At 62.0% G+C, this 25,015-nt stretch carries 21 protein-coding genes; 5 read left to right on the forward strand and 16 right to left on the reverse strand.

All coding sequences use genetic code 11. The annotated features are described in order from the left end of the window. Window positions 1-278 precede the first annotated feature (278 nt). On the forward strand, window positions 279-1,439 hold the full coding sequence (locus ACFPWW_RS14825; RefSeq protein ID WP_377312289.1) for a fumarylacetoacetate hydrolase family protein: 1,161 nt from the start codon (window positions 279-281) through the stop codon (window positions 1,437-1,439). Between the two features lies 1 nt (window position 1,440). Here the strand turns inward: ACFPWW_RS14825 and scpA are convergent, their stop codons facing one another. The 4 genes from scpA to tauA form a co-directional block, all read right to left on the reverse strand. Beyond that, window positions 1,441-3,576, reverse strand: a complete 2,136-nt coding sequence (gene scpA / locus ACFPWW_RS14830; RefSeq protein WP_377312290.1) for a methylmalonyl-CoA mutase — start codon at window positions 3,574-3,576, stop codon at window positions 1,441-1,443. A 100-nt stretch (window positions 3,577-3,676) separates the two neighbouring features. Then, window positions 3,677-4,507: an ABC transporter permease subunit gene (locus ACFPWW_RS14835; protein WP_377312292.1), complete on the reverse strand. Its 831-nt coding sequence runs from the start codon at window positions 4,505-4,507 to the stop codon at window positions 3,677-3,679. After that, window positions 4,504-5,298 (reverse strand): taurine ABC transporter ATP-binding protein, encoded by a 795-nt coding sequence (locus tag ACFPWW_RS14840; protein WP_112756948.1) that lies wholly within the window; start codon window positions 5,296-5,298, stop codon window positions 4,504-4,506. The genes ACFPWW_RS14835 and ACFPWW_RS14840 overlap by 4 nt, the downstream gene beginning before the upstream one ends. A 62-nt stretch (window positions 5,299-5,360) precedes the next feature. Next, window positions 5,361-6,365 carry a taurine ABC transporter substrate-binding protein gene (tauA, locus tag ACFPWW_RS14845; protein WP_377312293.1) on the reverse strand — a complete coding sequence of 335 codons (1,005 nt, stop codon included), beginning with the start codon at window positions 6,363-6,365 and terminating at the stop codon, window positions 5,361-5,363. A gap of 205 nt (window positions 6,366-6,570) precedes the next feature. Here tauA and ACFPWW_RS14850 point away from each other — a divergent pair, with 205 nt between their 5' ends. Then, complete coding sequence (locus ACFPWW_RS14850) at window positions 6,571-7,926, forward strand: LLM class flavin-dependent oxidoreductase (RefSeq protein WP_377312294.1); 1,356 nt, start codon at window positions 6,571-6,573, stop codon at window positions 7,924-7,926. Between the two features lie 3 nt (window positions 7,927-7,929). On the opposite strand, the gene ACFPWW_RS14855 is transcribed toward ACFPWW_RS14850, so the two are convergent. The 7 genes from ACFPWW_RS14855 to ACFPWW_RS14885 all read right to left on the reverse strand — a co-directional run bounded on the left by ACFPWW_RS14855 (window position 7,930) and on the right by ACFPWW_RS14885 (window position 15,668). After that, window positions 7,930-8,583, reverse strand: coding sequence for a methionine ABC transporter permease (locus ACFPWW_RS14855; protein ID WP_377312295.1), 654 nt, complete (start codon window positions 8,581-8,583; stop codon window positions 7,930-7,932). Beyond that, window positions 8,564-9,646 (reverse strand): methionine ABC transporter ATP-binding protein, encoded by a 1,083-nt coding sequence (locus ACFPWW_RS14860; RefSeq protein ID WP_377312296.1) that lies wholly within the window; start codon window positions 9,644-9,646, stop codon window positions 8,564-8,566. Before ACFPWW_RS14860 ends, ACFPWW_RS14855 begins: the two co-directional genes overlap by 20 nt. Before the next feature lie 82 nt (window positions 9,647-9,728). Further along, the gene (locus tag ACFPWW_RS14865; protein WP_112704418.1) at window positions 9,729-10,565 is read right to left on the reverse strand and encodes a MetQ/NlpA family lipoprotein; all 837 of its coding nucleotides are present in this window, start codon (window positions 10,563-10,565) and stop codon (window positions 9,729-9,731) included. Between the two features lie 240 nt (window positions 10,566-10,805). Then, a complete protein-coding gene (gene msuE / locus ACFPWW_RS14870) occupies window positions 10,806-11,366 on the reverse strand; it encodes an FMN reductase (RefSeq protein ID WP_112704417.1) in 561 nt (186 codons plus the stop codon). Window positions 11,367-11,579: 213 nt separating this feature from the next. Then, complete coding sequence (locus ACFPWW_RS14875) at window positions 11,580-12,782, reverse strand: MFS transporter (RefSeq protein ID WP_112569146.1); 1,203 nt, start codon at window positions 12,780-12,782, stop codon at window positions 11,580-11,582. 347 nt (window positions 12,783-13,129) lie between these two features. Continuing rightward, the gene (locus tag ACFPWW_RS14880; RefSeq protein ID WP_377312297.1) at window positions 13,130-14,263 is read right to left on the reverse strand and encodes an ABC transporter ATP-binding protein; all 1,134 of its coding nucleotides are present in this window, start codon (window positions 14,261-14,263) and stop codon (window positions 13,130-13,132) included. A gap of 205 nt (window positions 14,264-14,468) precedes the next feature. Beyond that, window positions 14,469-15,668: an ROK family transcriptional regulator gene (locus tag ACFPWW_RS14885; protein WP_112569156.1), complete on the reverse strand. Its 1,200-nt coding sequence runs from the start codon at window positions 15,666-15,668 to the stop codon at window positions 14,469-14,471. Window positions 15,669-15,823: 155 nt separating this feature from the next. Between ACFPWW_RS14885 and ACFPWW_RS14890 the strand changes: the two genes are divergently transcribed. After that, complete coding sequence (locus ACFPWW_RS14890) at window positions 15,824-16,795, forward strand: ROK family protein (RefSeq protein WP_377312298.1); 972 nt, start codon at window positions 15,824-15,826, stop codon at window positions 16,793-16,795. A gap of 16 nt (window positions 16,796-16,811) precedes the next feature. Beyond that, the gene (locus tag ACFPWW_RS14895) at window positions 16,812-18,554 is read left to right on the forward strand and encodes a glycogen debranching protein (protein WP_377312299.1); all 1,743 of its coding nucleotides are present in this window, start codon (window positions 16,812-16,814) and stop codon (window positions 18,552-18,554) included. 91 nt (window positions 18,555-18,645) lie between these two features. Here ACFPWW_RS14895 and ACFPWW_RS14900 read toward each other — a convergent pair whose 3' ends face one another. The 3 genes from ACFPWW_RS14900 to ACFPWW_RS14910 are packed head-to-tail and all read right to left on the reverse strand — an operon-like array spanning window position 18,646 to window position 21,601. Then, a complete protein-coding gene (locus ACFPWW_RS14900) occupies window positions 18,646-19,464 on the reverse strand; it encodes a carbohydrate ABC transporter permease (RefSeq protein WP_377312300.1) in 819 nt (272 codons plus the stop codon). After that, a complete protein-coding gene (locus ACFPWW_RS14905; RefSeq protein ID WP_112569138.1) occupies window positions 19,461-20,414 on the reverse strand; it encodes a carbohydrate ABC transporter permease in 954 nt (317 codons plus the stop codon). Before ACFPWW_RS14905 ends, ACFPWW_RS14900 begins: the two co-directional genes overlap by 4 nt. Next, on the reverse strand, window positions 20,411-21,601 hold the full coding sequence (locus tag ACFPWW_RS14910; protein ID WP_377312302.1) for an ABC transporter substrate-binding protein: 1,191 nt from the start codon (window positions 21,599-21,601) through the stop codon (window positions 20,411-20,413). Before ACFPWW_RS14910 ends, ACFPWW_RS14905 begins: the two co-directional genes overlap by 4 nt. A 260-nt stretch (window positions 21,602-21,861) precedes the next feature. Between ACFPWW_RS14910 and ACFPWW_RS14915 the strand changes: the two genes are divergently transcribed. Then, a complete protein-coding gene (locus tag ACFPWW_RS14915; protein ID WP_377312304.1) occupies window positions 21,862-23,163 on the forward strand; it encodes a glycoside hydrolase family 28 protein in 1,302 nt (433 codons plus the stop codon). 52 nt (window positions 23,164-23,215) lie between these two features. On the opposite strand, the gene panB is transcribed toward ACFPWW_RS14915, so the two are convergent. Further along, window positions 23,216-24,037: a 3-methyl-2-oxobutanoate hydroxymethyltransferase gene (gene panB / locus ACFPWW_RS14920; RefSeq protein WP_112569132.1), complete on the reverse strand. Its 822-nt coding sequence runs from the start codon at window positions 24,035-24,037 to the stop codon at window positions 23,216-23,218. Then, entirely contained in the window at window positions 24,034-24,909 is an 876-nt protein-coding gene (panC, locus tag ACFPWW_RS14925; RefSeq protein ID WP_377312306.1) for a pantoate--beta-alanine ligase, read from the reverse strand. The genes panB and panC overlap by 4 nt, the downstream gene beginning before the upstream one ends. Window positions 24,910-25,015 lie beyond the last annotated feature (106 nt).

Here is a 25,015-nt window from a genome sequence, read left to right on the forward strand (position 1 = left end):
CAAGGCGCGATCGGCGGCAAAACTCTTTTGCCTCTTTCGTAAATATCTGAAATAGAAAGGTTATTTTGTATCTAAATAGTTATAAGTTATGACGAAATGCCGCTGGCGCGCGCCTGCGGTCGCGGAAGACAGGCAGCAGGTGCGAACCGCTTTTCGCCTGTTGAGACTTGCTCTCGGCCGATGAATATGCTCGATTTTCGGCAGCCGTCGGGTAGGAGGACGGCAGCTATCCCATTCTGCAGGAGCGCTCCCCGCTCCGCCTGTGACGGAAGATCACCATGTCCCAATCCCCCCTCGATGCTGCCGCTTCGGGCGGCCTGTTTGTCGGACGCGTCTGGAACCCGGATGTCGCCGGGCCGAGCATCGTCACGCTGCGCGCCGGCGCGCTCGTCGATATCACGTCCACGGATGCGCCGACGCTGAGTGCGCTGCTGGAACGAGCCGATGCGGCAGATTTCGTCCGCGCGGCCAGCGGCAAGGCCCTCGGCACGCTGGAGGCGATTGCCGCCAACAGCACCGGCAAGCCGGACGCGAGCAAGGCCCATCTCCTGGCACCGGCCGACCTGCAGGCCGTCAAGGCCTGCGGCGTGACCTTCGCCCAGTCGATGATCGAGCGTGTTATCGAGGAGAAGGCCGCCGGCAATCCGGATCGCGCCGCCTCGATCCGCGAGCGTGTGAGCACCCTGATCGGTGGCAGCCTGACCAATATCAAGGCCGGCTCGCCGGAAGCGGCCAAGGTCAAACAGGCGCTGATCGAGGAAGGCATCTGGTCGCAATATCTCGAAGTCGGCATCGGCCCGGATGCGGAAGTCTTCACCAAGTCGCCCGTTCTCTCCTCCGTCGGCTGGGGCGCGGATGTGGGCCTTCACCCGATCTCCACCTGGAACAATCCGGAGCCGGAAATCGTCCTGGCGGTCAATAGCCGCGGCGAGATCAAGGGCGCCACGCTCGGCAACGACGTGAACCTGCGCGACGTCGAGGGCCGCTCGGCGCTGCTGCTCGGCAAGGCGAAGGATAACAACGCCTCCTGCTCCATCGGCCCCTTCATCCGCCTGTTCGACGCGAGCTACAGCCTCGACGACGTGCGCAAAGCCGAACTCGATCTCAAGGTCACCGGCAAGGACGGCTTTGTCCTGCACGGCAAGAGCTCGATGTCGCAGATCAGCCGCGACCCGACCGATCTCGTCAAGCAGACGGTCGGCGCCCACCATCAATATCCCGACGGCTTCATGCTGTTCCTCGGCACGCTCTTTGCGCCGACGCAGGACCGCGACGCAAAGAACCAGGGCTTCACCCACAAGGTCGGCGATATCGTGGAAATCTCGTCGGCCGGTCTCGGCGCACTGGTCAACACCGTCAGGCTGTCGACCGAATGCCCACCCTGGACCTTCGGCATCTCGGCGCTGATGGGCAATCTCGCAAAGCGCGGGCTGCTCTGAATTACTGGTTGCGCCTGATACCCTGCAGAAGGTCGAGAACGGAGTTCGCGGCCTCCAGCACATTGGTACCGGGACCGAACACGGCGGCAACGCCGTGTTCGTGCAGGAATTCATAGTCCTGCCGCGGGATGACGCCGCCGCAGACGACGATGATATCGCCGCCGCCCTGTTCCTTCAGCCGGTCGATCAGTTGCGGCAAGAGCGTCCTGTGGCCGGCCGCCAGCGACGACACGCCGACGACGTTGACTTTCTCGCCGAGCGCCATGCCGGCCGCCTCTTCCGGCGTCTGGAACAACGGGCCGGCGAGCACGTCGAAGCCGACATCGCCGAATGCGGAGGCAATCACCTTGGCGCCGCGATCATGCCCGTCCTGGCCAAGCTTGGCGACCATGATCTTCGGCTTGCGGCCCATCGCCTCGGTGACATCGGCCATGCGCGCCTTCAGCACGCCCAGTTCGGGTTCGTCGCGATAGGCGGTGCCATAGACGCCGCTGATGACCTTGGGGGTGGCGAAATGATCGCCGAAGACTTCGCGCATCGCATCGGAGATTTCGCCAACGGTGGCCCGCGCACGCGCCGCTTCGACGGCGGCTGCCAGCAGGTTGCCATCACCAGTGCGGGCAACCTCGGAAAGCGCCGCCAGCGCCTCCTTGACCTTCACGCCGTCGCGACGGCGCTTGGTTTCCTCGATACGGCGGATCTGCGCGGCGCGCACCGCGCTATTGTCGATTTCGAGAATGTCGATCGGCTGCTCGGCTTCCAGCCGATACTTGTTGACGCCGACGATGACCTCGTCACCCTTGTCGACAGCGGCCTGGCGGCGGGCGGCAGCCTCCTCGATCAGCCGCTTCGGCAGGCCTTCGTTGACTGCTTTCGTCATGCCGCCAAGCGTCTCGACCTCCTCGATCAGCGCCCAGGCCTTGTCGGCCAGTTCCTTCGTCAGGCTCTCGACATAATAGGAGCCCGCAAGCGGATCGACGACCTTGGTGACACCCGTCTCGTGCTGCAGGATAAGCTGCGTGTTGCGGGCGATGCGGGCGGAAAACTCCGTCGGCAGGGCGATCGCCTCGTCGAAGGAATTGGTGTGCAGCGACTGCGTGCCGCCGAGCACGGCCGACATGGCTTCGAAGGCGGTGCGGATGATATTGTTATAGGGATCCTGCTCCTGCAGCGAGACGCCCGAGGTCTGGCAATGGGTGCGCAGCATCAGCGAAGCCGCCTTCTTCGGCTGGAACTCCTCCATGATGCGGGTCCAGAGCAGACGGGCGGCGCGAAGCTTGGCCGCCTCCATGAAGAAATTCATGCCGATCGCGAAGAAGAACGAGAGCCGGCCGGCGAACTCATCGACATCAAGCCCTTTGGCGATTGCCGCGCGCACATATTCGCGCCCGTCGGCAAGCGTGAAGGCAAGCTCCTGCACCAGCGTCGCGCCGGCCTCCTGCATGTGATAGCCGGAGATCGAGATCGAATTGAATTTCGGCATCTCCTTTGCCGTATATTCGATGATATCGGCAACGATGCGCATCGAGGGTTCCGGCGGGTAGATATAGGTATTGCGGACCATGAACTCCTTGAGGATGTCGTTCTGGATCGTCCCCGAAAGCTCGGCCTTCGAGACGCCCTGCTCCTCGCCGGCAACGATGAAATTCGCCAGAATCGGGATGACGGCGCCGTTCATGGTCATGGAAACGGACATGTCCTGCAGCGGAATGCCGTCGAACAGGATCTTCATGTCCTCGACGCTGTCGATCGCGACCCCCGCCTTGCCGACGTCGCCGACGACGCGCGGATGATCGCTGTCGTAGCCGCGATGGGTGGCAAGGTCGAAGGCGACGGAGAGGCCCTTCTGGCCGGCGGCAAGATTGCGGCGGTAGAAGGCGTTGGATTCCTCGGCGGTCGAAAAGCCGGCATATTGCCGGATCGTCCACGGCCGGCCGGCATACATGGTGGCGCGCGGGCCGCGGGTGAAGGGCGCAAAGCCAGGCAGGCTGTCGGCGTCCGCGCCATCGAGATCGGCGGCCGTGTAGAGCGGTTTGACGTCGATGCCTTCGGGCGTATGCCAGGTCAGCGTTTCCGGTGCAGCCCGCAGTTCCTTCTCCGCCAGCGCCTCCCAATCCGACAGCGTCTTCTTCGTCATTTCATCCTCCGGCATTGTCTGCGCGCCACGCTATCACTTTGCGGTTACGCGGCGCGATACGGCCTTAGGATAATTTGATCGGCAAGGCGATGATAGACCTTCAGCGATGGGCGGCCCATGGAACGAGGGACCGTTCGATCAGCCGCGCCAGGATCTCCAGAAGGAAGGCGATCGCGGCAATGACGATGATGCCGCCGATGACGATATCGGTCACGAGGAACTGCGCCGCCGACTGGATCATGAAACCCAGGCCCTGGCTTGCCGCCACCAGTTCGGCCGCGACAAGCGTCGACCAGCCGGCGCCAAGCGCAATGCGCGTGCCTGTCAGGATCGACGGAACGGCGCCCGGGAGAATGACATGCAGCAGCACCTGCAGCGGGCTCGCCCCGAAGGAGCGGGCGGCATTGACGAAATCGCCGGGGGCCGATCTGACGCCCGATGCCGTCGACAGAATGATCGGCGGCAGCATGGCAAGCGAGATGACCGTGACCTTCGAAGCCTCGCCAATGCCGACCCAGATGATGATCAGAGGCAGATAGGCAAGCGGCGGCAGGGGACGCAGGAATTCGACGATCGGATCGAGGATACCCTTGCCGATGCGGCTCGTGGCGATGGCAAGGCCTGCCGGCACGCCGACGAGGAGCGAAACGGAAAGCGCTGCAAAAATGCGCAGCAGGCTTGCGAGCGTATGCTCGGCAAGTGTCGAATCGACGAAACCGTTGACCGCGACATTGACGAGCGACCTGGCAACGATCAGCGGCGAGGGCAGGAAAACCGGCGAAACTGCGCCATAGGCCGAGGCAAGGCTCCAGCCGGCGATGAGTGCGGCGATCGTCGCAAACGAGATCGGCAACGTGCCGGGGCGTCTCGGTCGCGCTTCGACTTGCCGCTCGGACGCCGCAGTTGTGAGTGTTTCAGCCTCGACACTCATGCTGCAATCTCCTCTTCATCGCCATGGATAAGTGCGGTCAGCTTGTCATGCAGGTCCCTGAACGCCGGGAGCGCCTTGATCTCCTTGACGTTTTGGCCCTCAAGCAGCGCCTTGCCGAACTCGGTGCGGATATCGGCGACGATGCGGCCGGGATTGGGCGCGAGCACGATGACGCGCGTGGCAAGCAACAGGGCTTCATCGATGCTGTGTGTGATCAGCAGGGCGCCGGCCCTGCTCTCGGCCCAGACATCGAGCAGGAACTTCTGCATGCGGCTGCGCGTCAGCGCGTCCAACGCGCCAAGCGGCTCGTCGAGCAGCAGAAAGCGCGGGCCGGAGGCAAGTGCGCGGGCAATCCCGACGCGCTGGCGCATGCCGCCGGAGAGCTCCCAGATATTCCTGTTGCCCGCGCCATCGAGGCCGACCTTGACGAGCAGGTCTTCGGCGCGGCGCTGCCTCTCGCCTTTCGGAATGCCCTGGAGCTTCAGCGGAAAGGCGACGTTGCCGGCGGCGGTCAGCCACGGATAAAGCGCGTCGTCCTGAAACACCACGGCCCGGTCCGCGCCCGGCCCGTCGATCTCTTTACCGTCCACGAGCACGCGACCTTCGCTCGGCTGAGTGAAGCCGGCCGCAAGATTGAGAAGGCTGGTTTTGCCGGAGCCGGAACGGCCGATAACGACCACGAACTCGTCGGAAGCAATATGCAGGTTGATGCCGTCGAGCACGCGCCTCTTTCGACGGCTGCCGGCCTCGGCATAGTCGAGCGACAGGGATTGCAGTGAAAGTATGCTCATCGGTATCACCTGTTGATAAAAAAACCGGCGCAGCCGAAGCCGCGCCGGGACCCTTGGGAGGATCAGAGACCTGCCTTGGCGGCTTCCTTGACCCAGCGGTCGGAAACATAGGGGCTATAGTCCTTCAGGACGGCGGGAATCTTGCCTTGCTCCAGGAGGAAGGCCGAGGTTTCGGCCACTGCCTTGACCGTGCCGCCGCCAAGAAGATCGGCACCGGCCTGCTCTTTCAGGCTCGGGAACGTATAGCCCTTGAGGAGAGCCGGCACTTCATCGGTCCTGGCGCCGGTCAGCCTGGCGATCTTTTCAGCCTCCGGCGAGCTCGCGTTCCAGCTATCTGGATTGGCGAGATAGGATGCGTAAGCCGCACCCGTGACCTTCACGAAACCGGTAACGACTTCGGGATGGGCCTCGGCAAATTTCTTGCTGACGATCCAGGCATCGAAGGTCGGGCCGCCCCACCTGGCGACATCCGCGGAGGTGGCGAGCACACTGCCGCTCTTCTTCAGCTGCGCCAGGACCGGATCCCAGACATAGGCGCCGTCGATATCGCCGCGCTCCCAGGCGGCGGCGATTTCCGGCGGACGCAGGTTGAGGATCTGCACCGATTTCGGATCGACCTTCCAGTGTTTCAGTGCCGTCAGCAGGCTGTAATGCGCGGTCGAAACGAAGGGGGTGGCGATCTTCTTGCCCTTCAGATCATCGGGCTTGGCAATGTTCTTGACGGCAAGCGCCTCGGCATCGCTGATGAGGCCGACGATATAGATCGTCTCGATCGGCAATTCGCGGCTGGCGGCAGCGGCAAGCGGCGAGGAGCCGACATAACCGATATCGATGGAGCCGGAGGCAATCGCGGTGATGACATCGGCGCCGCTATCGAACTTTTGCCAGTTGATCCTGGCCCCGGTCTCCTTCTCGTAAGTGCCGTCCGCCTGCGGCACACGCGACGGCTCGACGATCGGCTGATAGCCGATATTGAGCGTGACGTCGGCGGCATGGGCCGCATGGCTGGTCAAGGCGAGCACGGCAGCAGCGGCCGTGCTCAGCAGGTTGCGTCGGTTGATTTTCATATCCCTCTCCCGCAATGTTCAAACGCATTCCACCCGGGAATGTGGATAGATCATTGTAAAATTCATAGATTTTATAGAGATAGAAAATTCCTGGATTCGGGCGCGAGGGATAATTTGCTTCTAATTTCCATGAAAGAAGCGGTGGTTTCCCGATCCGCCCGACAATCCTGCACAGTGGCCGTGGAAAATCTCAGGACGGTATTTGATGAAGAAAATGCAGATCTACGCCTTCGACATGAACTGCGTCGGGCACATAAACCACGGCATGTGGACGCATCCGCGCGATCGCTCCGTCAACTATACCGATCTCGATTACTGGGCGGATTTTGCGCGCACGGCCGAGCGCGGCAAGCTCGACGGCATATTTCTGGCCGATATCGTCGGCGTCTACGATGTCTACAAGGCCAGCCCGGCCCCGGTCATCGAGACCGGCGCACAGATCCCGGTCAACGATCCGCTGATGCCGATTTCGGCCATGGCTTACGTCACGAAGCATCTCGGCTTCGGCGTCACCGTCAACACCACCTATGAGCCGCCCTTCCTGCTGGCGCGGCGCATGTCGACGCTCGACCACCTGACCAAGGGACGCATCGGCTGGAATATCGTGACAGGTTATCTCGACAGTGCCGCCCGCAGCATGGGGTTCGACAAGCTGCCGGAGCATGACGCGCGATATGATGCGGCGGAAGAATATCTGGAAATCCTCTACAAGCTCTGGGAGGGAAGCTGGGACGACGATGCGGTGCTGCGCGACCGGGAACACAGCATCTTCGCCGACGCTTCCAAGGTGCGCGCGGTCAACCACCAGGGCCAGTATTACAGGATGGAGGGCATCCATCTGGCAGAACCCTCGCCACAGCGGACACCCCTGCTCTTCCAGGCCGGCGCATCCGCGCGCGGACAGGATTTCGCCGCCCGTCACGCCGAGTGCGTTTTCATCGCCGGGCCGACCCCGCAGTCGGCACGCCCGACGGTCGATGCCCTGCGCGCCAAAACGCAGGCGAACGGCCGCGGCGCGGACGCGGTCAAGATCCTGAGCCTAATCACGGTCGTCGTCGGCAAGACCGAGGCCCAGGCGCAGGAAAAGCTTGAGGACTATCGCCGGCATGCGAGCGTCGAGGCCTCGCTCGCTCATTATTCCGCTTCCGTCGGCGTCGATTTCTCCAGATACGGGCTGGATGACGTGATCGACCAGAACTCGACCAACGCCAACCAGTCGGCGCTGGCGGCAATCACCAAACAGGCGGCGAAACCGGTGACGAAGCGGCAGATCATCGACCAGATGGTGCTCGGCAGCCGCATGAAACCGATCGTCGGTTCGCCGGAACAGATCGCCGATACGCTGCAGCGCTGGATCGAGGAGGGCGACATCGACGGCTTCAACCTCGCCCGCACGGTGGCGCCCGAAAGCCTCAACGACTTCGTCGATCTCGTTGTGCCGGTGCTGCAGGAGCGCGGCCTGTTCAAGGCGGATTACGCGGAGGGACCGCTGCGACAGAAACTGTTCGGCGGCAATGGGCGGCTATCCGCCAGCCATCCCGCCGCGCAGTTCAGGCGGTGATTCCTAGCGATGATCCAGGCGGGCGACGAGCCGGTCGCCCAGCCACTGGATGCCGCAGACGAGAACGATGAGCACGACCACGACCGCGATCATCACATTGGTCTCGAAACGCTGATAGCCATAGCGGATGGCGAGGTCGCCAAGGCCGCCGGCACCGATGGCGCCGGCCATCGCCGATGCCCCGATCAACGTCACCAGCGTGACGGTGAATCCGGCAACGATGCCGGGCAGCGCTTCCGGCACCAGGACCTCGCGGATGATCGTCCAGCGATTGCCGCCCATGGCGCGCACGGCATCGATCAGGCCACGGTCCACCTCGCGCAGCGAGACCTCGGCAATTCGGGCATAGTAGGGTGTTGCGGCAATGGCGAGCGGAACGATTGCCGCCCAGGTGCCGATCGCCGTGCCGACGATCAGCCGCGTCAGCGGGATCAGCGCTACCAGCAGGATGATGAAAGGCACGGAGCGGAACCCGTTGATAACGGCCCCGAACATGCGGTTGATCCAGAGATTTTCGGCAATGCCGCCGCGGTTCGTCAGCACCAGCGCCAGACCGAGCGGCAGGCCGGCCACCAGCGAGATGAGGCCGGATGCGGCCGTCATCAACACCGTCTCCCAGAGCGAGCGCAGCAGCAGATTAATCATGATCGGCGACATAACCAAGCACCTCCACCCGGGCGGACCGGGCTGTCAGAAACTGTTCGACCTTTCCGGCAAGTGACGGATCGCGCGCGGGAACGGCAATGAAGAACCGCGCCACGGGCTGGTTCTGGATGTGATCGATGCCGCCATGCACGAGGCGGAAGGAATGCGGCAGCGCCGCCGACAGATCGGCAAAGAGCGCCCCCTGCGCCTCCGGCCCGGCCAGATCGACGCTCAGGATCGCCTCGGAACCGCCTGTCTGCGAGAGGCGCGCGAGGATATGTTCCGGCAATTGCGGGCGGATACCGCCAAGCAGGCTCCTGGTGATCGCCGCCTGCGGATCGCCGAAGACCGACCAGACATGGCCCTCTTCGACGATGCGCCCGGCATCGATGACGGCAACGCGATCGGCAATGCCGCGCACCACTTCCATCTCATGCGTTATCAAAAGGATCGTAAGCCCAAGCTTACGATTGATATCCTTCAGCAGAGCGAGGATCGAGCGCGTCGTTTCCGGGTCGAGCGCCGAAGTCGCCTCGTCGGAGAGCAGGAGAGCCGGGCGGGCGGCGAGCGCGCGGGCTATGCCGACACGCTGCTTCTGGCCACCGGACAGCGACGACGGATAGGCGCCGGCCTTGTCCGAGAGACCGACCAGATCCAGCAGTTCATGAGCCCGTTTCAGCCGCTCGGCCTTGGCGATCCCTTCGATCTTCAACGGCAGCGCGACATTCTCCTCGACGGTCTTGGCCGAGAGCAGGTTGAAATGCTGGAAGATCATGCCGATGCGCCGCCGCAAGGGCTGAAGGTCCTTTTCCGGAAGGCCTGCAATGTTGCGGCCCTCGATGACGATCTCGCCGCTGTCGGCACGCTCCAGACCATTGAGGCAGCGGATCAGTGTCGACTTTCCGGCGCCGCTGCGTCCGATAATGCCGAGGATTTCGCCCTTCCTGACACTCAGCGAAATGCCGTCGAGCGCCGGTGTTGCGCCGAATCTGCGCCGGATATCGGTCAGTCGAACGACCTCCTCCGCGTCAGCCGCCGGCGTCCCGATTCTTGAAGCGGAGACTATTGAATTCATGCTCGTTCCTTCACAAACGCTGAAGGCGGCCCCGGCAAAGGCCCGGGCCGCCTCGGTTGTCGGCGCCCTCAGGGCGTCTCCGTCAATAGGCGCTAAGACCGGTACCCTTGTAGACCTTCTCGAACTCGGCCTTCACGGTGTCGTTCTGATAGGAGGAAACGAGGGTCTTCACCCAATCGGCATCCTTGTTCTCTTCCTTGACGGCGATGAAGTTACGATAGGGATTGTCGGCGATCGGCTCCTGCGCGATACGCTCTGCCGGCGAAAGACCGCTTTTCAGCGCCCAGTCGGTATTGACGACGCCGGCGTCGAGGTCGTCGATCGAGCGTCCGACGATACCGGCATCCAGTTCCCTGATCTCGATATTCTTCGGGTTCTCGGCCACATCGGCGATCGTGGCCAAGATGCCGGTGCCCTCCTTCAGCTTAATCACGCCTTCGTTCTGCAGGACGCGCAGCGCACGACCTTCGTTCGACGGATCGTTCGGCACGCCGATCACAGCGCCCTCGGGCAGTTCGGCAACGGACTTATGCTTCTTGCTGTAGAGACCGATCGGCCAGACGCCGGTATAGCCGACACGGACGATATGATAGCCGTTCTGCTTGATCTGGTTGTCGAGGTAAGGCTGATGCTGGAAGGCGTTCGCGTCGATTTCGCCCCGCTCCAGCGCTTCGTTCGGCTGGGTATAGTCATTGAAGGTGATGGTCTCGATCTTGAGCCCCTTCTTGGCAGCTTCGCTGGTGACGACCCGCCAGACATCCTCATCCTCGCCGCTCATGATGCCGACCTTGATCGACTTGTCTTCGGCAAAGGAAGGTGCGGGCGCAGCAAAGGCGATGAGCGTGGCCGCAGAAGCGGCAACAGCGAGAGCCGCGCGGCGCGAAATCGAAATAGCGCTGATATTCTTGTTCTTGGTCATTTTTTGTCCCGTCTGACTGAATGAGGCAGAGCCCCGAGCAGGCGGATCATTGCAAATGCGTTCCTTGCGAGCGAAGCACGAACGTCCGATGTCTTCCCGCCACCGGAAAAACTCTTGCCGCCTCGTCAAAGCCGGCAGGATAATATTCTATCAAATTTATGGATAGTATCGGCATTTAGCGATGCTCAAACGAAAGCGGCGCCCCGCGGGCGCCGCTGAAGATCAGTCTCGGGATTGCAGTCATTCCGCTGCGATCAACGTCGAGCCTTTGGCCGGAAAGAAAGCGGCAAGTTCGCCGATGACCTCCCCGATGCGCTTGGACAACTGCTCGGAGGAGACGCGATAGTCTGTGAAGTCGCGATCGGACGCATAGATCGCCGTCGGCAGGGTATGGGCCATGAAGAAGCCGAAAAGCGGGCGAAGCTGATGTTCGACCATCAGCGCGTGCCGATCGCCGCCGCCGGTCGCGGTGATGACGATCGGCTTGGCACGCAGTTCATGCGGATCGATGAGATCGATCAGGTGCTTGAAGAGGCCCGGATAGCTGCCCTTGAAGGTCGGCGCGCCGATGACGATCGCATCCGCAGCGACGATATCGGCGATGATTTCCCTGGCGCGATTGTCGAGATCGTCACGACGCAGCGCCTGGCCAAGCGACGGGCCGACATCGGTCAGGTCATAGATCGTATTGTTGAAACCATATGCCTCGGCGGCAAGGCCGGCGATATTTTCCACAAGCGCAAAGGTCTTCGAGGGACGATTGAAGCTGCCGGCAAGACCGACCAGTTTGGGTGCAGACATATCATTTCCTTCCGCTATCGCGCCGTCGAGGGCAACATCCTGAAACGGATATTATCCATCAAAATAGTAGATTAAAGGAATGACTATCCGTCTTCGCGAAACACCGCGAAAAATATGTTCGCCCGGACCAGACGCCGTCCGCGGCGCTTGCTCGCAACGCCAAGGGCACCGGAGGACCGTCCGGTGCCCTTGGCGTCTCGCGAAGCGCGATGTTCAGGCCGCGCGATGTTTCGGGATGCGCGGCAGGAAAATGGTGAGCAGGCCGAGCAACGGCAGGTAGGAGCAGATGCGGTAGACGAAGGCAATGCCGTGCGAGTCGGCAAAATCGCCGAGGAAAGCAGCTCCGAGACCGCCCGCGCCGAAGGCGAAGCCGAAGAAGACGCCGGCAATCAGACCGACGCGCCCCGGTACCAGCTCCTGCGCGAAGACGACGATGGCCGAGAAGGCCGACGCAAAGACCAGGCCGATGACGACGCTGAGCACACCCGTCCAGAACAGGTTCGCATAGGGCAAGAGCAGCGCGAAGGGGATGACGCCGAGGATGGAGAACCAGATAACGAAGCGGGCACCGAAACGGTCGCCGATCGGTCCGCCGAGGAAAGTGCCGGCGGCGACCGAACCCAGGAACAGGAAGAGCATGAGCTGCGCCTGCTGCACGTCGAGCTGGAAGCGGTCGATGACATAGAAGGTGAAATAGCTCGAGACGCTTGCCATATAGACGTTCTTCGTCGCTGTCAGAAGGACGAGGATCAGCAGCGCCCAGACCACCTTGCTCTGCGGCAGGGGCAGCGTACGGCTTGGCGCCGGCTTGCTGGCATTCTGGCGGCGGTGGCTCATGTACCAGTTGCCGACCCAGCTCAGCACCACCATGCCGACCATGGCGATGCCGGACAGCCAGGATACGCTGTGCTGGCCGTTCGGCAGCACGATGAAGGCAGCCAGCAGCGGACCGATCGCCTGGCCGGCATTGCCGCCCACCTGGAAGAAGGACTGGGCAAAGCCGTGGCGGCCGCCGGAAGCGAGACGCGCGACACGCGAGGATTCCGGATGGAAGACGGCCGAGCCGAAACCGATCAGGCTGGCGGCAACCAGAAGCAGCTCGAAACTGCCGGCATTGCCGAGCAGGATCAGCCCGCAGAAGGTGCTCGCCATGCCGACCGGCAGCGAATAGGGCATCGGCCAGCGGTCGGTGACGATGCCGACAAGCGGCTGAAGCAGCGATGCCGTGACCTGGAAGGTCATGGTCAGGAGGCCGATCTGCACGAAATCGAGATTGTAATTGGCCTTGAAGAGCGGATAGAGCGAGGCTAGCAGCGACTGCATGATGTCGTTGAGCATGTGGCAGAAGCTGACTGCCACCAGGATGGACATTGCGGTCTTTTCAAAGCGGGGGGCGCTCTCGGCAACGGATGCCATGGATCTTCCTCCTGCGCGGCCGGAACCATGCCTAGCCGTCGTCGGTTTTCATGCGGGCTGTCGTTAAGGCGATCGGGGCTTGGGAAATAATTGTCAGCGGCGGTCGCTGAGAAAGCATCTATCCCATGAAGAGAGACGATTACAGCCCAGTTTTACACGGATCGGTACGCAGTATTAAGATTTTTGCTACCGATTCTGAAATTATTCCACCTTCCGTGCCGGTCCCGCCGCAGCGGCGACCGGTCCGAGCATGCCGCAGACGACCATCGCCTCGGGCAGTCCCGAAAGCCGGGTGTCAATCGCCGGCTGGATGAAGAGCAATCCTGGACAGGAACGGAGGAGAGGCGCTACGCCGGCGCGGCGACCGGAGCATCGGCCTTCAATCTCGCAAATGCGGTGCCCGTATGCCCGTCGAACACATGGACGCGATACGGCTCGACGGCAAGTTCGAGAATTGACCGGTCCGCAATCGCCACATGATCGGGAAGATGCACAATCGCGGCGGTGTCGCTGGATTCGACCGTTCCATAGACGTAAGTTTCCGTTCCGATGCTCTCGGCATAGTCAACGTGAAAACGAACGCGAAGTCCGTCGCGGTCCGACTCGCGCGCCAGCCTGAAATGACTGGGCCGGACGCCGAGTGTGACGGGTTCGCCAATCCTGGGGTCCGGCGCTTCCAGCGGCAAGTTGAGCGCCCCGAAGCCCGGCACCTGCAGGGCCACCCCGCCGGGGCCGCAGGACAGCAGATCGCCTTCGAAGAAATTCATCTGCGGAGAGCCGATGAACCCTGCCACAAACCGGTTTGCAGGCGTCTCGAAAAGCTCCAGGGGCGTGCCGATCTGTTCGACACGACCGGCATTGAGCACGACGATACGATCCGCCATCGTCATCGCCTCGATCTGATCGTGCGTGACATAGATCATGGTCGCGCCCAGGCGCTTGTGCAGTCGGCTGATCTCGCCCCTGGTCTGTACGCGAAGTGCCGCGTCCAGGTTGGACAGCGGTTCGTCGAACAGGAACAGCTTCGGGTTTCGGACAATGGCCCGGCCAATCGCAACACGTTGCCGCTGGCCGCCGGATAGTTGTTTTGGCCGGCGCTCGAGAAGGGGTTCGATGGCCAGCATCCGGGCCGCTTCCATGACGCGCGCATCAATTTCGGCCCGCGTCATTTTCAGGTTCTCGAGGCCGAACGACAGGTTTTTCGCGACGGTCATGTGCGGATAAAGAGCGTAGGATTGAAACACCATCGCAATTTCCCGCTCGCCGGGGGCTGCCTGCGTAACATCCTTGTCGCCGATCAGAACACGTCCGCCCGTTACGCTCTCGAGCCCCGCGATCAATCGCAGAAGGGTCGATTTCCCGCAGCCGGACGGGCCGACCAGGACGACAAATTCGCCCTCGTTCACATCCAGATCGATGCCATGCAGGATACCGAGGTGACCAAAGCTTTTTCTGACATCGTTCAATCTCAAACCGGCCATGTCCACTGTTCCTCCAGTAAGCTATTCGAGCGAAGGTCGCTGATCGGCGTATGATCCAGCCTTTACTTTGCGGGGATCGAATTAGTTCGTCAAGATGACGAACATGAATTTTACGCTGGCAGCCGTTTTCGATCCGGCGCGCGAGCGTCCGGATTCACCGTCCGAAAGATGGGTGGACGCGCCGCTCCCCGGCTGCAGGCCGCGCCTAGACCGGCGGGGGAAGGCGGCGTTGTTCGGGAAGCGCCTGCGGAGAAAAGAGAAGGTTGTGCAGGTGGTTGAGACCGATGGCGAGCGCCCCGATCAGTGTGGCGCGGCTTCCAAGGGCGCTTGCTTCGACGGTTATCTTGCGCCGGCTGGCCTTGGCGATGCCTTCGCGAATGCGCTGGACCATCAGCGGATGGCGGCCGATGCTGCCGCCAATGATAATGATAGTCGGATCGACGATAGCGTTCACGGATACGATCAGCAGCGCCGCGATCTCCCCGACCTTCCGGATGACTTTGGTCGCAATCGGATCGTCCTCTTCGGCAAGCCTCAGAATGTCTCGAACGGACGTATCCTTTGCCCCGCCGGATCGGTGGTAGAAATCGCTGATTCCCTGCGCTGCAATGGCGCATTCCAACGCGCCGCGTTCCAGGCTGTCCTCGGCATAGGGATCGGCCCCGAACGGCAGGTAGGAGATCTCGCCGGCCGCCCCGCTTGCCCCACGCATCAGTTTGCCGTCCTGAAGCACGCCAAGGCCGATGCCGGTACCGAGTGAGATGAATGCGACCGTATCGACTGCGACGGCGTGGCCCTGCCAGGATTCACCTATCGCGGCCGCATTGACGTCATTCTCCAGGACAACGGGACAGGCGAGCCGATCTGCGAGGGTCCTGACAATATCGATGCCGTCGAGGTCGACAAGGTTCGGGGCCATCGACAGCGCGCCGGTCGTGGGTTCGACCACGCCGGGGGTAGCGATCGCCGCGACAAGGACATGCTCGCGCGCGACGCCGCTATCGGCAAGGATTCGAGCGAGCGCTGCCTCAACCTGTTCCAGCTGATGATAGCCCCCGCGACGGTCGGAGGGATACTCGATCTCCCCGACGATGTGCCCCACGATATTGCCGAGCACGACCCGCGTTGTGGTTGCACCCATATCGACGCCGACGGCATACCCGGCGGCACCGTTCACCTCGTAGGTAATGGCACTGCGGCCGATACGGCCGGTCGTAATGCCCTTTTCGCGGACCCAGCCGGCCTCCTCCAGAGCCCGGATGACCTCTGACATCGTCTGCTTGGAGAGCCCCGTAATTTTCGACAGGTCCGCCCGCGATGTCGGGCCGGTATGCAGCAATACGTCCATGACGGCGCGAACCGAAATCTGTCGCAGCACGGGAGGTGCGTTCTCAGTCAATGCCATGGGCCAAATATTCCGGTCGATATAAGGTTCCGCTTTCGTCTGCTTCTGCTTTTTCCACGAACGTCCGTCAATTTCAAACTGGTTGTTGACAGACCAGAGGCTCGGCAATAATAAATTCGTCAACCTGCCGAACAAATATATGAAGAGAGCTGCGCTTGTCAAATATTTCAACTATCGCGCCAGATCTGCGGCCGGCGGTTGGCAATCGCCGCACGAAAGCTTTCGGTCTCGTTGCCGGTGTTGATCTCGGCGGCACCAAGGTGCTCGCGGGACTGTCCGATCATGACGGCAACCTGCTGGCGACGATGGAGGAGCCGACCGCCCACGGCGAGGATGCCCCCGTTCTCAAGCAGATCGCCCGCATGATCCTAAGCCTTGCGGAGCGGCACTCCGATCGCGGCCCCCTGCTCAAGGCGATCGTTGGCGTACCGAGCGCCGTTTCGCCTTCGACCGGTCTTGCCTCGTTGTCGCCGCACCTCGCAATTCCTGCCGACCGGCCGCTTGCCCGCCTCCTTGAGGCCGGATTGCCCTGTGGCGTGATTGTCGAGAATGATGTCAATCTGGCGGCACTTGCAGAGGCGACCCTCGGAAAGGCGCGGGATTGCGCTTCCCTGGCCTTCATTGCCTTTGGCACCGGGGTCGGCATGGGCCTTGTCATCGACGGCAGGCTTTTTCGCGGTCATCACGGCCGCGCCGGCGAACTCGGTCTTCTGCCGCTCGGCACGGATCCGCACGACGCCGCGCCGAAAGCAAGGGCCGGTCTCTTCGAGGACCAGGTCGATTCACCGGCCGTGCGGGCTCTTTACCGGGACGGGACCGTACCGGTCAGCGAGATTTTCCGCAGGGCAGGTTCAGGCGATCCCGAAGCCTCCGCTGCCATAACAACGCTTGCAAAATCCGCGTCGGTCGGCCTGGCGGCCGTTCAGGCGGTGTTCGATCCGGCATTGATGGTGCTCGGAGGCGGCATCGGCTCACGCCGCGAATTCGTCGACCTCGTCTCGCAGCACATGTCGTCCCTGCTGCCGTTTGCGGTGCGGATTGAACCCGCATCCCTCGGTCCGGAAGCGGGAATGCGCGGCGCCCTGATGCTTGGCTTGCACGAACTTTCCATCCAGACAGCCCGATGAAATCAGGAGCTCGCCCATGACGACGCCGCGTGGAAAGCCGCGTATCCTTACCCCGCTTGCCGACGGCCAACTCGTTTCGGACAAGCCGGTACTGCTGCCGTTCATGGCTCCGCGCCTGCAGGGCGATTGCTGGCCCGACGGCAAGATCGAAATCTCCGTCTGGGGCTGCGGAAAGATCGCAAGCCTCACCTTCAGCGGCTGGCGCGGGCCTTTCACCTATGCCCCGAACCGCGTCGAGGCCAGCGGCGGCGGCCTTTATGTGGCGCAATCGGCGCCGGTGCTGTTTTTGAAGGGAGCGAGGCTGCGCACGCTCGTCCCCTCGCAACGCTGCGCATGGTGGGCAAGCACGACGAAGCGTGAGCCGGTCGAGCGGCTGGGTGAACGACGGATTGCCAGAACCGGATGGGGCGTGGTGATCGCCGAGCAGCGGCCGGACGGCTTGTTCCTCAGCGCCGGCGCGTCGATCGAAGAAGCCACGCGTGCTCTCGACCTCACCCCGGAGGACGTGATTGCTGAAGCGAACGCCTATGTGGCGCGCTGCGACGAGATGCCCGAAGCCGCGCCGCTGATGCGCAGCATGATCTCGCAAAGCCTTCATGCCGCCCTTTCAAGCATTCGGCAGGACGCGCACGGCGCCTTTGGCGGCCTTGCCGCCGGCCAGGCCTATAGCGCGCCGGCACGAACCTATTATCGCGACGGCTACTGGACGCTTCAGGCCTTGCTCGATCGGGCGCCGGCGGCCGTGCGCTCGCAGATCGAACTGCTGGCACGCGGCATTCAGCCGGATGGAGAGGCCCCGAGCGGTGTCATCCTCACCGGTCCGGGCCAGGCCGAGGAATGGGAAAAGGTCCGTCGAACGGATCCGCGCATCAAGGAGGAGCATCTTCGGCCCGGCGACTGGTGGAGCGACCATTTCGACAGCCCCCTCTTCTTCATTCTGACGATCGGCGATTACATCCGTGCGACTGGAGACAGTGCACCGATGGCGGTCCATTGGGACAAGGTCGTCGCAATCTTCAACCGCTATTGCGCCCTGGACGTCAACGGAAGCGGGCTTCCGGTCAAACCGAACCACGACCGCGATTGGGCCGACAACGTCTATCGGCACGGTTACGTCTCCTACGATATCGGCCTTTGGATCGGCGCGCTCGACGTCATCGTCGAATATGGCGCTGCAATCGACGGCGAAATTGCCGCGAAAGCGGCAGCGATCGCCGCGACAGCGCGAGCGGCAATCGACGAAGCCCTCCTCCAGCCGGGCGGAACCTACGCGGATTACGGCATGAAGGATGACTTCGTCGAAGACCACCTGACGCTCGACAGCCTGACCCTGCTTCGCTATCGCGCCGTTTCGCCTGAACGCGCGCGAACTGTTCTTGGCAAAGTGGAAGCCCTGCTGGAAAGCCGCAACAACGGTGATCAGCCCTATGGCGACTGGGGCGTGATGTGCGCCTTCCCGCCCTTCAAGCGGCCCAAGGACACCCGCTCGAAGTCGGCCTTCGCCTATCGCTACCATAACGGATCGGATTGGCCGTACCTCTCCGGCCTCTATGCCGAACAGCGCCTGCTGCATGGCCTTGCCGGTGCCGAATATCCCCTGCTGCGCTGGTGGGAAACCTGCCTGGAAGAAGGGTGGATGGGGGCCGTCGAATATTTCGCGCCGCCATGGGGCCGCGGCTCGCTGCTTCAGGGATGGAGCAGCATGCCGGCCATGGCCGCCCTCGCCCACAAGGAGAAGCTGCGCTCGGCGATGAACTGAGACGTCCGCTCCCTGGTCGCAATCTTTGGAAGATAAAACACGATGCAAAAGCCGCCCGCAGGCGGCTTTTGCATTCGGTCGGGACGATTCGCTATTCCTTGGTCGCGCCGGCCATCAACCCGCTCATCAGCATGCGCTGCAGGGCCGTGAACATGACGAGCACCGGCAGGACCGAGAGTACGGACATCGATAGCAGTCGCGGCCAGTTGATGCCGAACCGCCCAACCGTATTGGCGAGCGCGACCTGGACGGTCCACTTGTCCTGGTCCGTGATGACCAGGAACGGCCACAGGTAGTCGTTCCAGCGCCAGACCAGATTGAAAGCCAGAAGCGTGCCGATCGCCGGGATGGAGAGAGGCACGATGATTCTCAGCAGGATGCGCCACTCCGGCGTCCCGTCGATCCGGGCAGCCTCCAGAAGGCTGTCGGGAATGTTGGTGATATATTGCCGCATCAGGAACACGCCCGTGGGCGTAGCGGCCGGGGCGATGATGATGCCCGCGAGCGTATCAAGAAGGTGAAGATCGCGCAGAACAAGAAATACCGGGATCATGACGATCTGCAGCGGCACCATCAGGGACGACATGATCAGCAGGAAAAACAGGGTGTCGCCTTTGAACCTGAATTTGGCAAGCGCATAACCCGCCATGACGCTGATGGTGACGGACAGCAGTGCCGAAAGCACCGAAACGATTGCCGAATTGCGGAAGAAGACGAGAAATTTCGCCCGCGATACGGTATCGATGAAATTCTGCAACGTCACATGAGCCGGGAAAATGGTCGGCGGCCACTGGAATATTTCCTGTTGCGATTTCAGCGACGACAGGAAGAGCCACACCGGCGGCATCAGAAAGACGAAGAGTGTCAGGGCCACGAAGGCGAGCCGCCAGGGCGAATAGATCCGTATCATTTCTCACTCCTCGACACGCGCAACTGGACGATCGTCAGCAGCAAGAGAATTGCAAAGAGAACCATCGACTGCGCAGCGGCAACGCCGGCCTGCATCGGCTTTTGAAACGCCGTGTCGTAGATCGTCTGGATCAGATAGACGGTCGCCTTGCCCGGCCCTCCTCCGGTCAACGATACGACGAGTTCGTAGACCTTGAAGGCTTCGATCGACGAAAGCACCAGAACCACCGCCATCGTCGGCTTGAGAAGCGGCAATGTGATATGCGTGAACTGACGCCATTTGCTGGTACCGTCGATCGATGCGGCTTCATAATAATCCGCCGAGATCGCAGTCAGGCCGGCGATGAAGATCATCATGTTGAAGCCGGCCTGAGCCCACACCCAAGCGATGATCATCGCAATCTGCGCCAGCGTGTCCTGTTCGAGCCACGGAACGGGGGCAATTCCCACAAGTGACAGCAGATAGTTGACGAGACCGTTGTTCAGGCCGAAAAGCCAGCGCCAGGAAACGCCGATGATCAGCAGGCTGATCATCGAGGGGAAGAAGACGATCGTGCGGACAACCGCGAAGAACCGGGTCTGAGGCGAAAGAAGCAGCGCCAGCGCCAGCGAGGCGACGATGTTCAGCGGCACCGCGACAATGACGAAGAGCACCGTCTTGACGAGAGACGTCTGAAAGTCGGCGTTGCTCAAGAGCCCGAGAAAGTTATCGAAGCCCACATATTGCGGCAGGGTGCTCGGCACCTGTGGGACAACCACGACGCCCCGCTTGAAGAACGCCATCAGGAGGCCTTGAACCAGCGGATAGAGCGTAAAGGTGACGAGCAATGCGATCGTCGGCAGCATCAGCAGATACGGCCAACCGATATTGAAGAGGCTGTTGCGGCTGCCTTTCGGCACCGGGTGAGGACCCAGTGCCGAACTGCCTTGTTGCGCAATCACCGCCGTCACTTGCTCGCCTCGAGCGAGTCGTCGGCAGCCTTCTTGATCTGTGCGATCGCCTCGGCCGACGAAATCTGGCCGGCAACAGCCTGGGTGACGGCTGTCTTGACCGTGCCCCAGACCGACTGCATCTGCGGCCAGGCCTGGTCCGTTGCCGCATAGGCCGGGCTCGCGTTCAGCTCGCTCTGCATTGCGGTGATTGCAGCCGTCGCAGCCGGATTGTCATACTTGACCGGCGGCGCCTTGAGGTTGGCGGGGATCATGCCGAAGGTCTTGGCATATTGCGCCTGGATCTCCGGCGACGTGATCCACTTTATGAACTCGACTGCCTCCGGCAGGTGCTGGCTCGTATTGAAGGCGACGATGTAGTCGCCCCCATAGATCGAGGAGGCAACCGTCCCGCGCGGCGTCGGTCCGGCCTGCCAGGCAAATTGCGCATTGGTTGCCAGCCCGGCGATCTGCCAGCTGCCGGACATGTAGGCGGCGGCCTGACCGGCGGTGAAAAGTTCCTTCGGATTGTCCGAGCTTGCTCCGCTCCACAGGCCGGGCGGCATGGCAGCCTTGGTGATGTCGATGAACTTGTCGAGCGTGCCCGTCCAGGCCGCCTCGTCCATCACGACCTTGACCGGCTCCTTCTCGGTGTAGATGTGGTTGCCATATTGATATTCGTGGACGATCCAGCGGCTCGCCGAAACATCCCATACGAGCGGATAGCGGGTGCCGGATTTCTCCGCGACTTCCTTGACCTTCGGAATGAACTCGTCCCAGGTCCAGCCCGTTGCCTGATCCGGGATGGCGACGCCTGCCTTTTTGAAGGCGTCAGCGTTCAGGAAGATACCGGTCGAGGTAACGCGCAGCGGCGCGGCAATGACCTTGTCGCCGAGCTTGGCCCCATCGGCCCACCCCTTGACGAAGTCGTTGATCCATTCCGGCCCGATCTCTTTGCCGAGGTCTGCCAGGAACGGCCGGATGACCGGCTCCATCGAGGAGGTCAGCGACAGATCCGGCATGATGCCCGATGCGGCATATTGCTGGAATTTCTGGATCATCCCGTCATAGGGCGTGATCTCCAGATCGAAGGTCGTTTCGGGATGCAGCTTCGTATACTGATCGAGCAGAGCGCGCGTATCCGCCTCCTCCTGATCACTGTCGACATACCACACGAGCTTGAGTTCGGAGGCTGCGGCGACCGACATTGTCATCGCCAGGGCGCTGGCGGTTATTAGAATTGTCTTTAGCGTTTTCATAGGGCTCCCTCTCTGGCTTGTCATCCTGACATCCGAAACGAACGGCCTGCACTGCACTCCCACAGTCCTTTGTTCGTAACCATGACGAATTAAATACGAGTTTTGCGGACTGTCAACACAACACATCCAGTCCCGCAAGATTTAGTTCGTCCTGTTGACGAATAAATTACGCAGGGCTATGAAATCTGCAGGATAGGCGGAGGTATCGGATGGAGATATTCGTTGAAGTGATGGGTGGCGATCTCCAGGCAGCGCTCGACACTGTAGCGGCGGCCGGCGGCGGGACGGTCTTTCTCCGGCCCGGTCGCCATCACGCAGGGCCGATCCGGTTGAGCGATAATGTGACGCTGCATATCGAGGAAAACGCAGTCCTCGCTTTCGCCCCCGATTACAAACAATATGGCTCCAACACGGTCAGCGTACTCGCCGAAGCATCCAACCGCGCTTACATCGTGGCGCAGAACGCCAGGAATATTGCGCTCGTCGGCAAGGGGACGATCGACGGCGGCGGCGATGCCTTCCACACCGGCTTCGACGCGAGTGTGGGCACATTCACTCCGTTCGCCGAACGTCCGCGAGTCCTGGTCCTGGAGGATTGTCAGGACATTCGTTTGGAAGACGTCCAGATAACCGATTCACCCATGTGGACGATCCATCTGGTGCGCTGCCGCAATATCGCTGTTCACGGCGTTCGCGTCTCCAACAACCGCCAACTGCCCAATACCGACGGGATCGTCATCGACAGCTGCAGCGACGTGACGATCACCGGCGCCGTCATTCGAACCGCCGATGACGGCATATGCCTCAAGACCAGCTTCAGCGAGAAAGAAATCGGCCGCTGCGAGCGGATCACGGTCTCCGACAGCGTGATCGAGAGCAAGAGCTGCGCCCTCAAGATCGGCACGGAAAGCTTCGGCGACATAACCGAGGTCAGCTTCCTGCGCTGCAGGATCGAGAATTCCAACCGCGGTCTCGGCATCTTTTCGCGCGATGGCGGCAAGGTCGAGAATGTTGTCTTCCGCGATATCGAAGTCGATTGCAGCGAGACGCCGGACGGATTCTGGGGCTCCGGCGAACCGTTCACGATTACCAAGCTCACGCGACGCCCCGAGCGCCCGGCAGGAACGGTTTGCAAGGTACTTGTCGAAAATATCAGTGGGCGATGCCAGGGGGCGGTCAATCTCTTTGCAGAGGAACCGGGCGGCATCGACAATGTCGTTTTGCGCGCGAGCACGCTTAGGATGGAGGAAGGACCGCTCGGCACTGCCAGGCAGTATGACTTGCGGCCGACCAACGCCGATCTGGCACCGCCCAAAGGCACCGAGGGGCGCGGCAATGCCTGGGTGCGGGCCGAGGACGGCAACATTGTCGGCCTTTTCGCCTATCCAGGCGGATTGCCGGGCGTCTTTGCGCAGAATGTCACCGGCCTCGAAATCGAAAACGTGACGATCGACCGGCCCCGACCGCTGCCCGCAGGATGGAACTCCGCGACCATCACGCTGGTCCCCTGAGTGCGGAGCCGCTGCTGCGCACTCGCGCTCCGTCCGGTCGTCGCCCGCACCGTCAGGACCGGCGCTTGAACGTATGCTCCTCTGCGGGGAACGTGCGCGAGCGAACGTCGCCGGCATAGGCGGCAGCAGCAGCGCCCACCCTCTTGCCAAGTTCGTCGTAGCGCTTGACAAAGCGCGGCGTGAAATCGTTGAACAGTCCGAGCATATCGTCCGAAACCAGGATCTGGCCGTCGCAGGCTGCCGAGGCGCCGATCCCGATCGTCGGAACAGGAATTGCTCCCGTCACCTCGCGGGCAAATGTCTCGACCGTTCCTTCGACGACGACCCCAAAGGCTCCCGAGCTGCCGATCGCGGCGGCGTCACGCCTGATCTTGGCGACCTCCTCCTCGGAATGTCCGACAGATCGGTAGCCGCCTGCGGTATGGACCTGTTGAGGCATGAGACCGATATGTCCGAGGACCGGAATACCGCGCGCCGTGAGGAAGGAAATCGTCTCGGCCATCTCCTCGCCGCCTTCCAGCTTGACCGCGTCGCACCCGGTTTCCTGCAGGATGCGCACGGCGTTGCGATAGGCCAGCTCTTTGGACTCCTGATAGCTGCCGAAGGGCATGTCGACCACTACGCAGGATCGGGCGACGCCGCGCATGACCGCCCTGCCATGGGCGATCATCATGTCGAGCGTCACCGCCACGGTGCTCTCCATGCCGTAGAGAACCATGCCGAGCGAATCCCCGACGAGCAGGAGATCGCAATGTTCATCGAGAAGCCGCGCCATCGGTGTCGTGTAGGCCGTCAGGCACACGATCGGCGTTCGGCCCTTCATGGCCCGGATTCGTGATGGCGTCAGACGTTTTGCGGAGCTCACGGCACTCATGATGCCTCTCCCCTTCCAGATGAATCTTTGCCCGCAATCACCCGATTGTCGAGAAGTTTGGTCGCGCCGATCCGCACGAACAGTGCGACAACGACCGGATCCTCGATCTTCGCGACATGTTTCAACGTCGAAGCGTCCCTGACCGCGACGACTTCCGGTTTTGCCAAGGCTTCGCGTCCGATGAATTCGGCCAGTTTCGCCTCAAGGACCTGCGGATCGCTGAGCCCACCGGCGACGAGACGCTCCGCCTCGTCCAGGGCGCGAGGCACGATGACCGCGGCGCGGCGTTCCTCCGCGCTGAGATAAACGTTGCGGGACGACAGAGCCAGACCGTCGGCGTCGCGGACCGTCGGCACCGAGACGATGCGCACCGGCTGGGCGAGATCGTCGACCATGCGTTTGATGATGACGACCTGCTGGTAATCCTTCTCGCCGAAATAGGCGTTCTTCGGCTGCACGATGTTGAAGAGCTTGGTGACGACAGTGGCAACGCCCGCGAAATGCCCCGGCCGAACCGCACCTTCGAGCTCGCCGCCAAGCTCCGGCACATCGACCACGGTCTTCATCGGATACGGGTACATATCCTCGACACCGGGCGCGAAGAGAATGTCGACACCGGCCTTTTCCAGCATCGTTCTGTCGCGTTCCAGGTCACGCGGGTATCGGGCCAGGTCCTCTGCCGGGCCGAACTGGAGCGGATTGACGAAGATCGAGGCAACGACGATTTCGTTTTCGGCGCGCGCCCGCGCGACAAGCTCCATATGCCCGGCGTGAAGATAACCCATCGTCGGCACAAAGCCGACGCTTCCGCCATTCGCCCTTGCGGCGGCAAGCGCTGTGCGCACTGCCTGAATGCTCGATAGGACCTGCATATGCCCTCCCTGGCCGGCTTATGTTTGGGGGCGGATAGAAAATGCAAGCAGGGCCTCAGGTCAATGGATGCCTTCGATAAAACCGATCGGATGAAGACGGTTCTAT

Source organism: Rhizobium sp. GCM10022189, from assembly GCF_042656325.1.
In the GTDB taxonomy this organism is placed as follows: domain Bacteria; phylum Pseudomonadota; class Alphaproteobacteria; order Rhizobiales; family Rhizobiaceae; genus Rhizobium.

Coding starts and splice junctions, on each gene's coding strand:
- panC (WP_377312306.1), bottom strand. CDS start 24,909: ATGCAGGTCCTATCGAGCATTCAGGCAGTGCGCACAGCGCTTGCCGCC.
- ACFPWW_RS14850 (WP_377312294.1), top strand. CDS start 6,571: ATGAAGAAAATGCAGATCTACGCCTTCGACATGAACTGCGTCGGGCAC.
- ACFPWW_RS14855 (WP_377312295.1), bottom strand. CDS start 8,583: ATGTCGCCGATCATGATTAATCTGCTGCTGCGCTCGCTCTGGGAGACG.
- panB (WP_112569132.1), bottom strand. CDS start 24,037: ATGAGTGCCGTGAGCTCCGCAAAACGTCTGACGCCATCACGAATCCGG.
- tauA (WP_377312293.1), bottom strand. CDS start 6,365: ATGAAAATCAACCGACGCAACCTGCTGAGCACGGCCGCTGCTGCCGTG.
- ACFPWW_RS14825 (WP_377312289.1), top strand. CDS start 279: ATGTCCCAATCCCCCCTCGATGCTGCCGCTTCGGGCGGCCTGTTTGTC.
- ACFPWW_RS14860 (WP_377312296.1), bottom strand. CDS start 9,646: ATGAATTCAATAGTCTCCGCTTCAAGAATCGGGACGCCGGCGGCTGAC.
- msuE (WP_112704417.1), bottom strand. CDS start 11,366: ATGTCTGCACCCAAACTGGTCGGTCTTGCCGGCAGCTTCAATCGTCCC.
- ACFPWW_RS14875 (WP_112569146.1), bottom strand. CDS start 12,782: ATGGCATCCGTTGCCGAGAGCGCCCCCCGCTTTGAAAAGACCGCAATG.
- scpA (WP_377312290.1), bottom strand. CDS start 3,576: ATGACGAAGAAGACGCTGTCGGATTGGGAGGCGCTGGCGGAGAAGGAA.
- ACFPWW_RS14900 (WP_377312300.1), bottom strand. CDS start 19,464: ATGATACGGATCTATTCGCCCTGGCGGCTCGCCTTCGTGGCCCTGACA.
- ACFPWW_RS14880 (WP_377312297.1), bottom strand. CDS start 14,263: ATGGCCGGTTTGAGATTGAACGATGTCAGAAAAAGCTTTGGTCACCTC.
- ACFPWW_RS14865 (WP_112704418.1), bottom strand. CDS start 10,565: ATGACCAAGAACAAGAATATCAGCGCTATTTCGATTTCGCGCCGCGCG.
- ACFPWW_RS14840 (WP_112756948.1), bottom strand. CDS start 5,298: ATGAGCATACTTTCACTGCAATCCCTGTCGCTCGACTATGCCGAGGCC.
- ACFPWW_RS14885 (WP_112569156.1), bottom strand. CDS start 15,668: ATGGCATTGACTGAGAACGCACCTCCCGTGCTGCGACAGATTTCGGTT.
- ACFPWW_RS14835 (WP_377312292.1), bottom strand. CDS start 4,507: ATGAGTGTCGAGGCTGAAACACTCACAACTGCGGCGTCCGAGCGGCAA.
- ACFPWW_RS14895 (WP_377312299.1), top strand. CDS start 16,812: ATGACGACGCCGCGTGGAAAGCCGCGTATCCTTACCCCGCTTGCCGAC.
- ACFPWW_RS14915 (WP_377312304.1), top strand. CDS start 21,862: ATGGAGATATTCGTTGAAGTGATGGGTGGCGATCTCCAGGCAGCGCTC.
- ACFPWW_RS14910 (WP_377312302.1), bottom strand. CDS start 21,601: ATGTCGGTCGCCGCAGCCTCCGAACTCAAGCTCGTGTGGTATGTCGAC.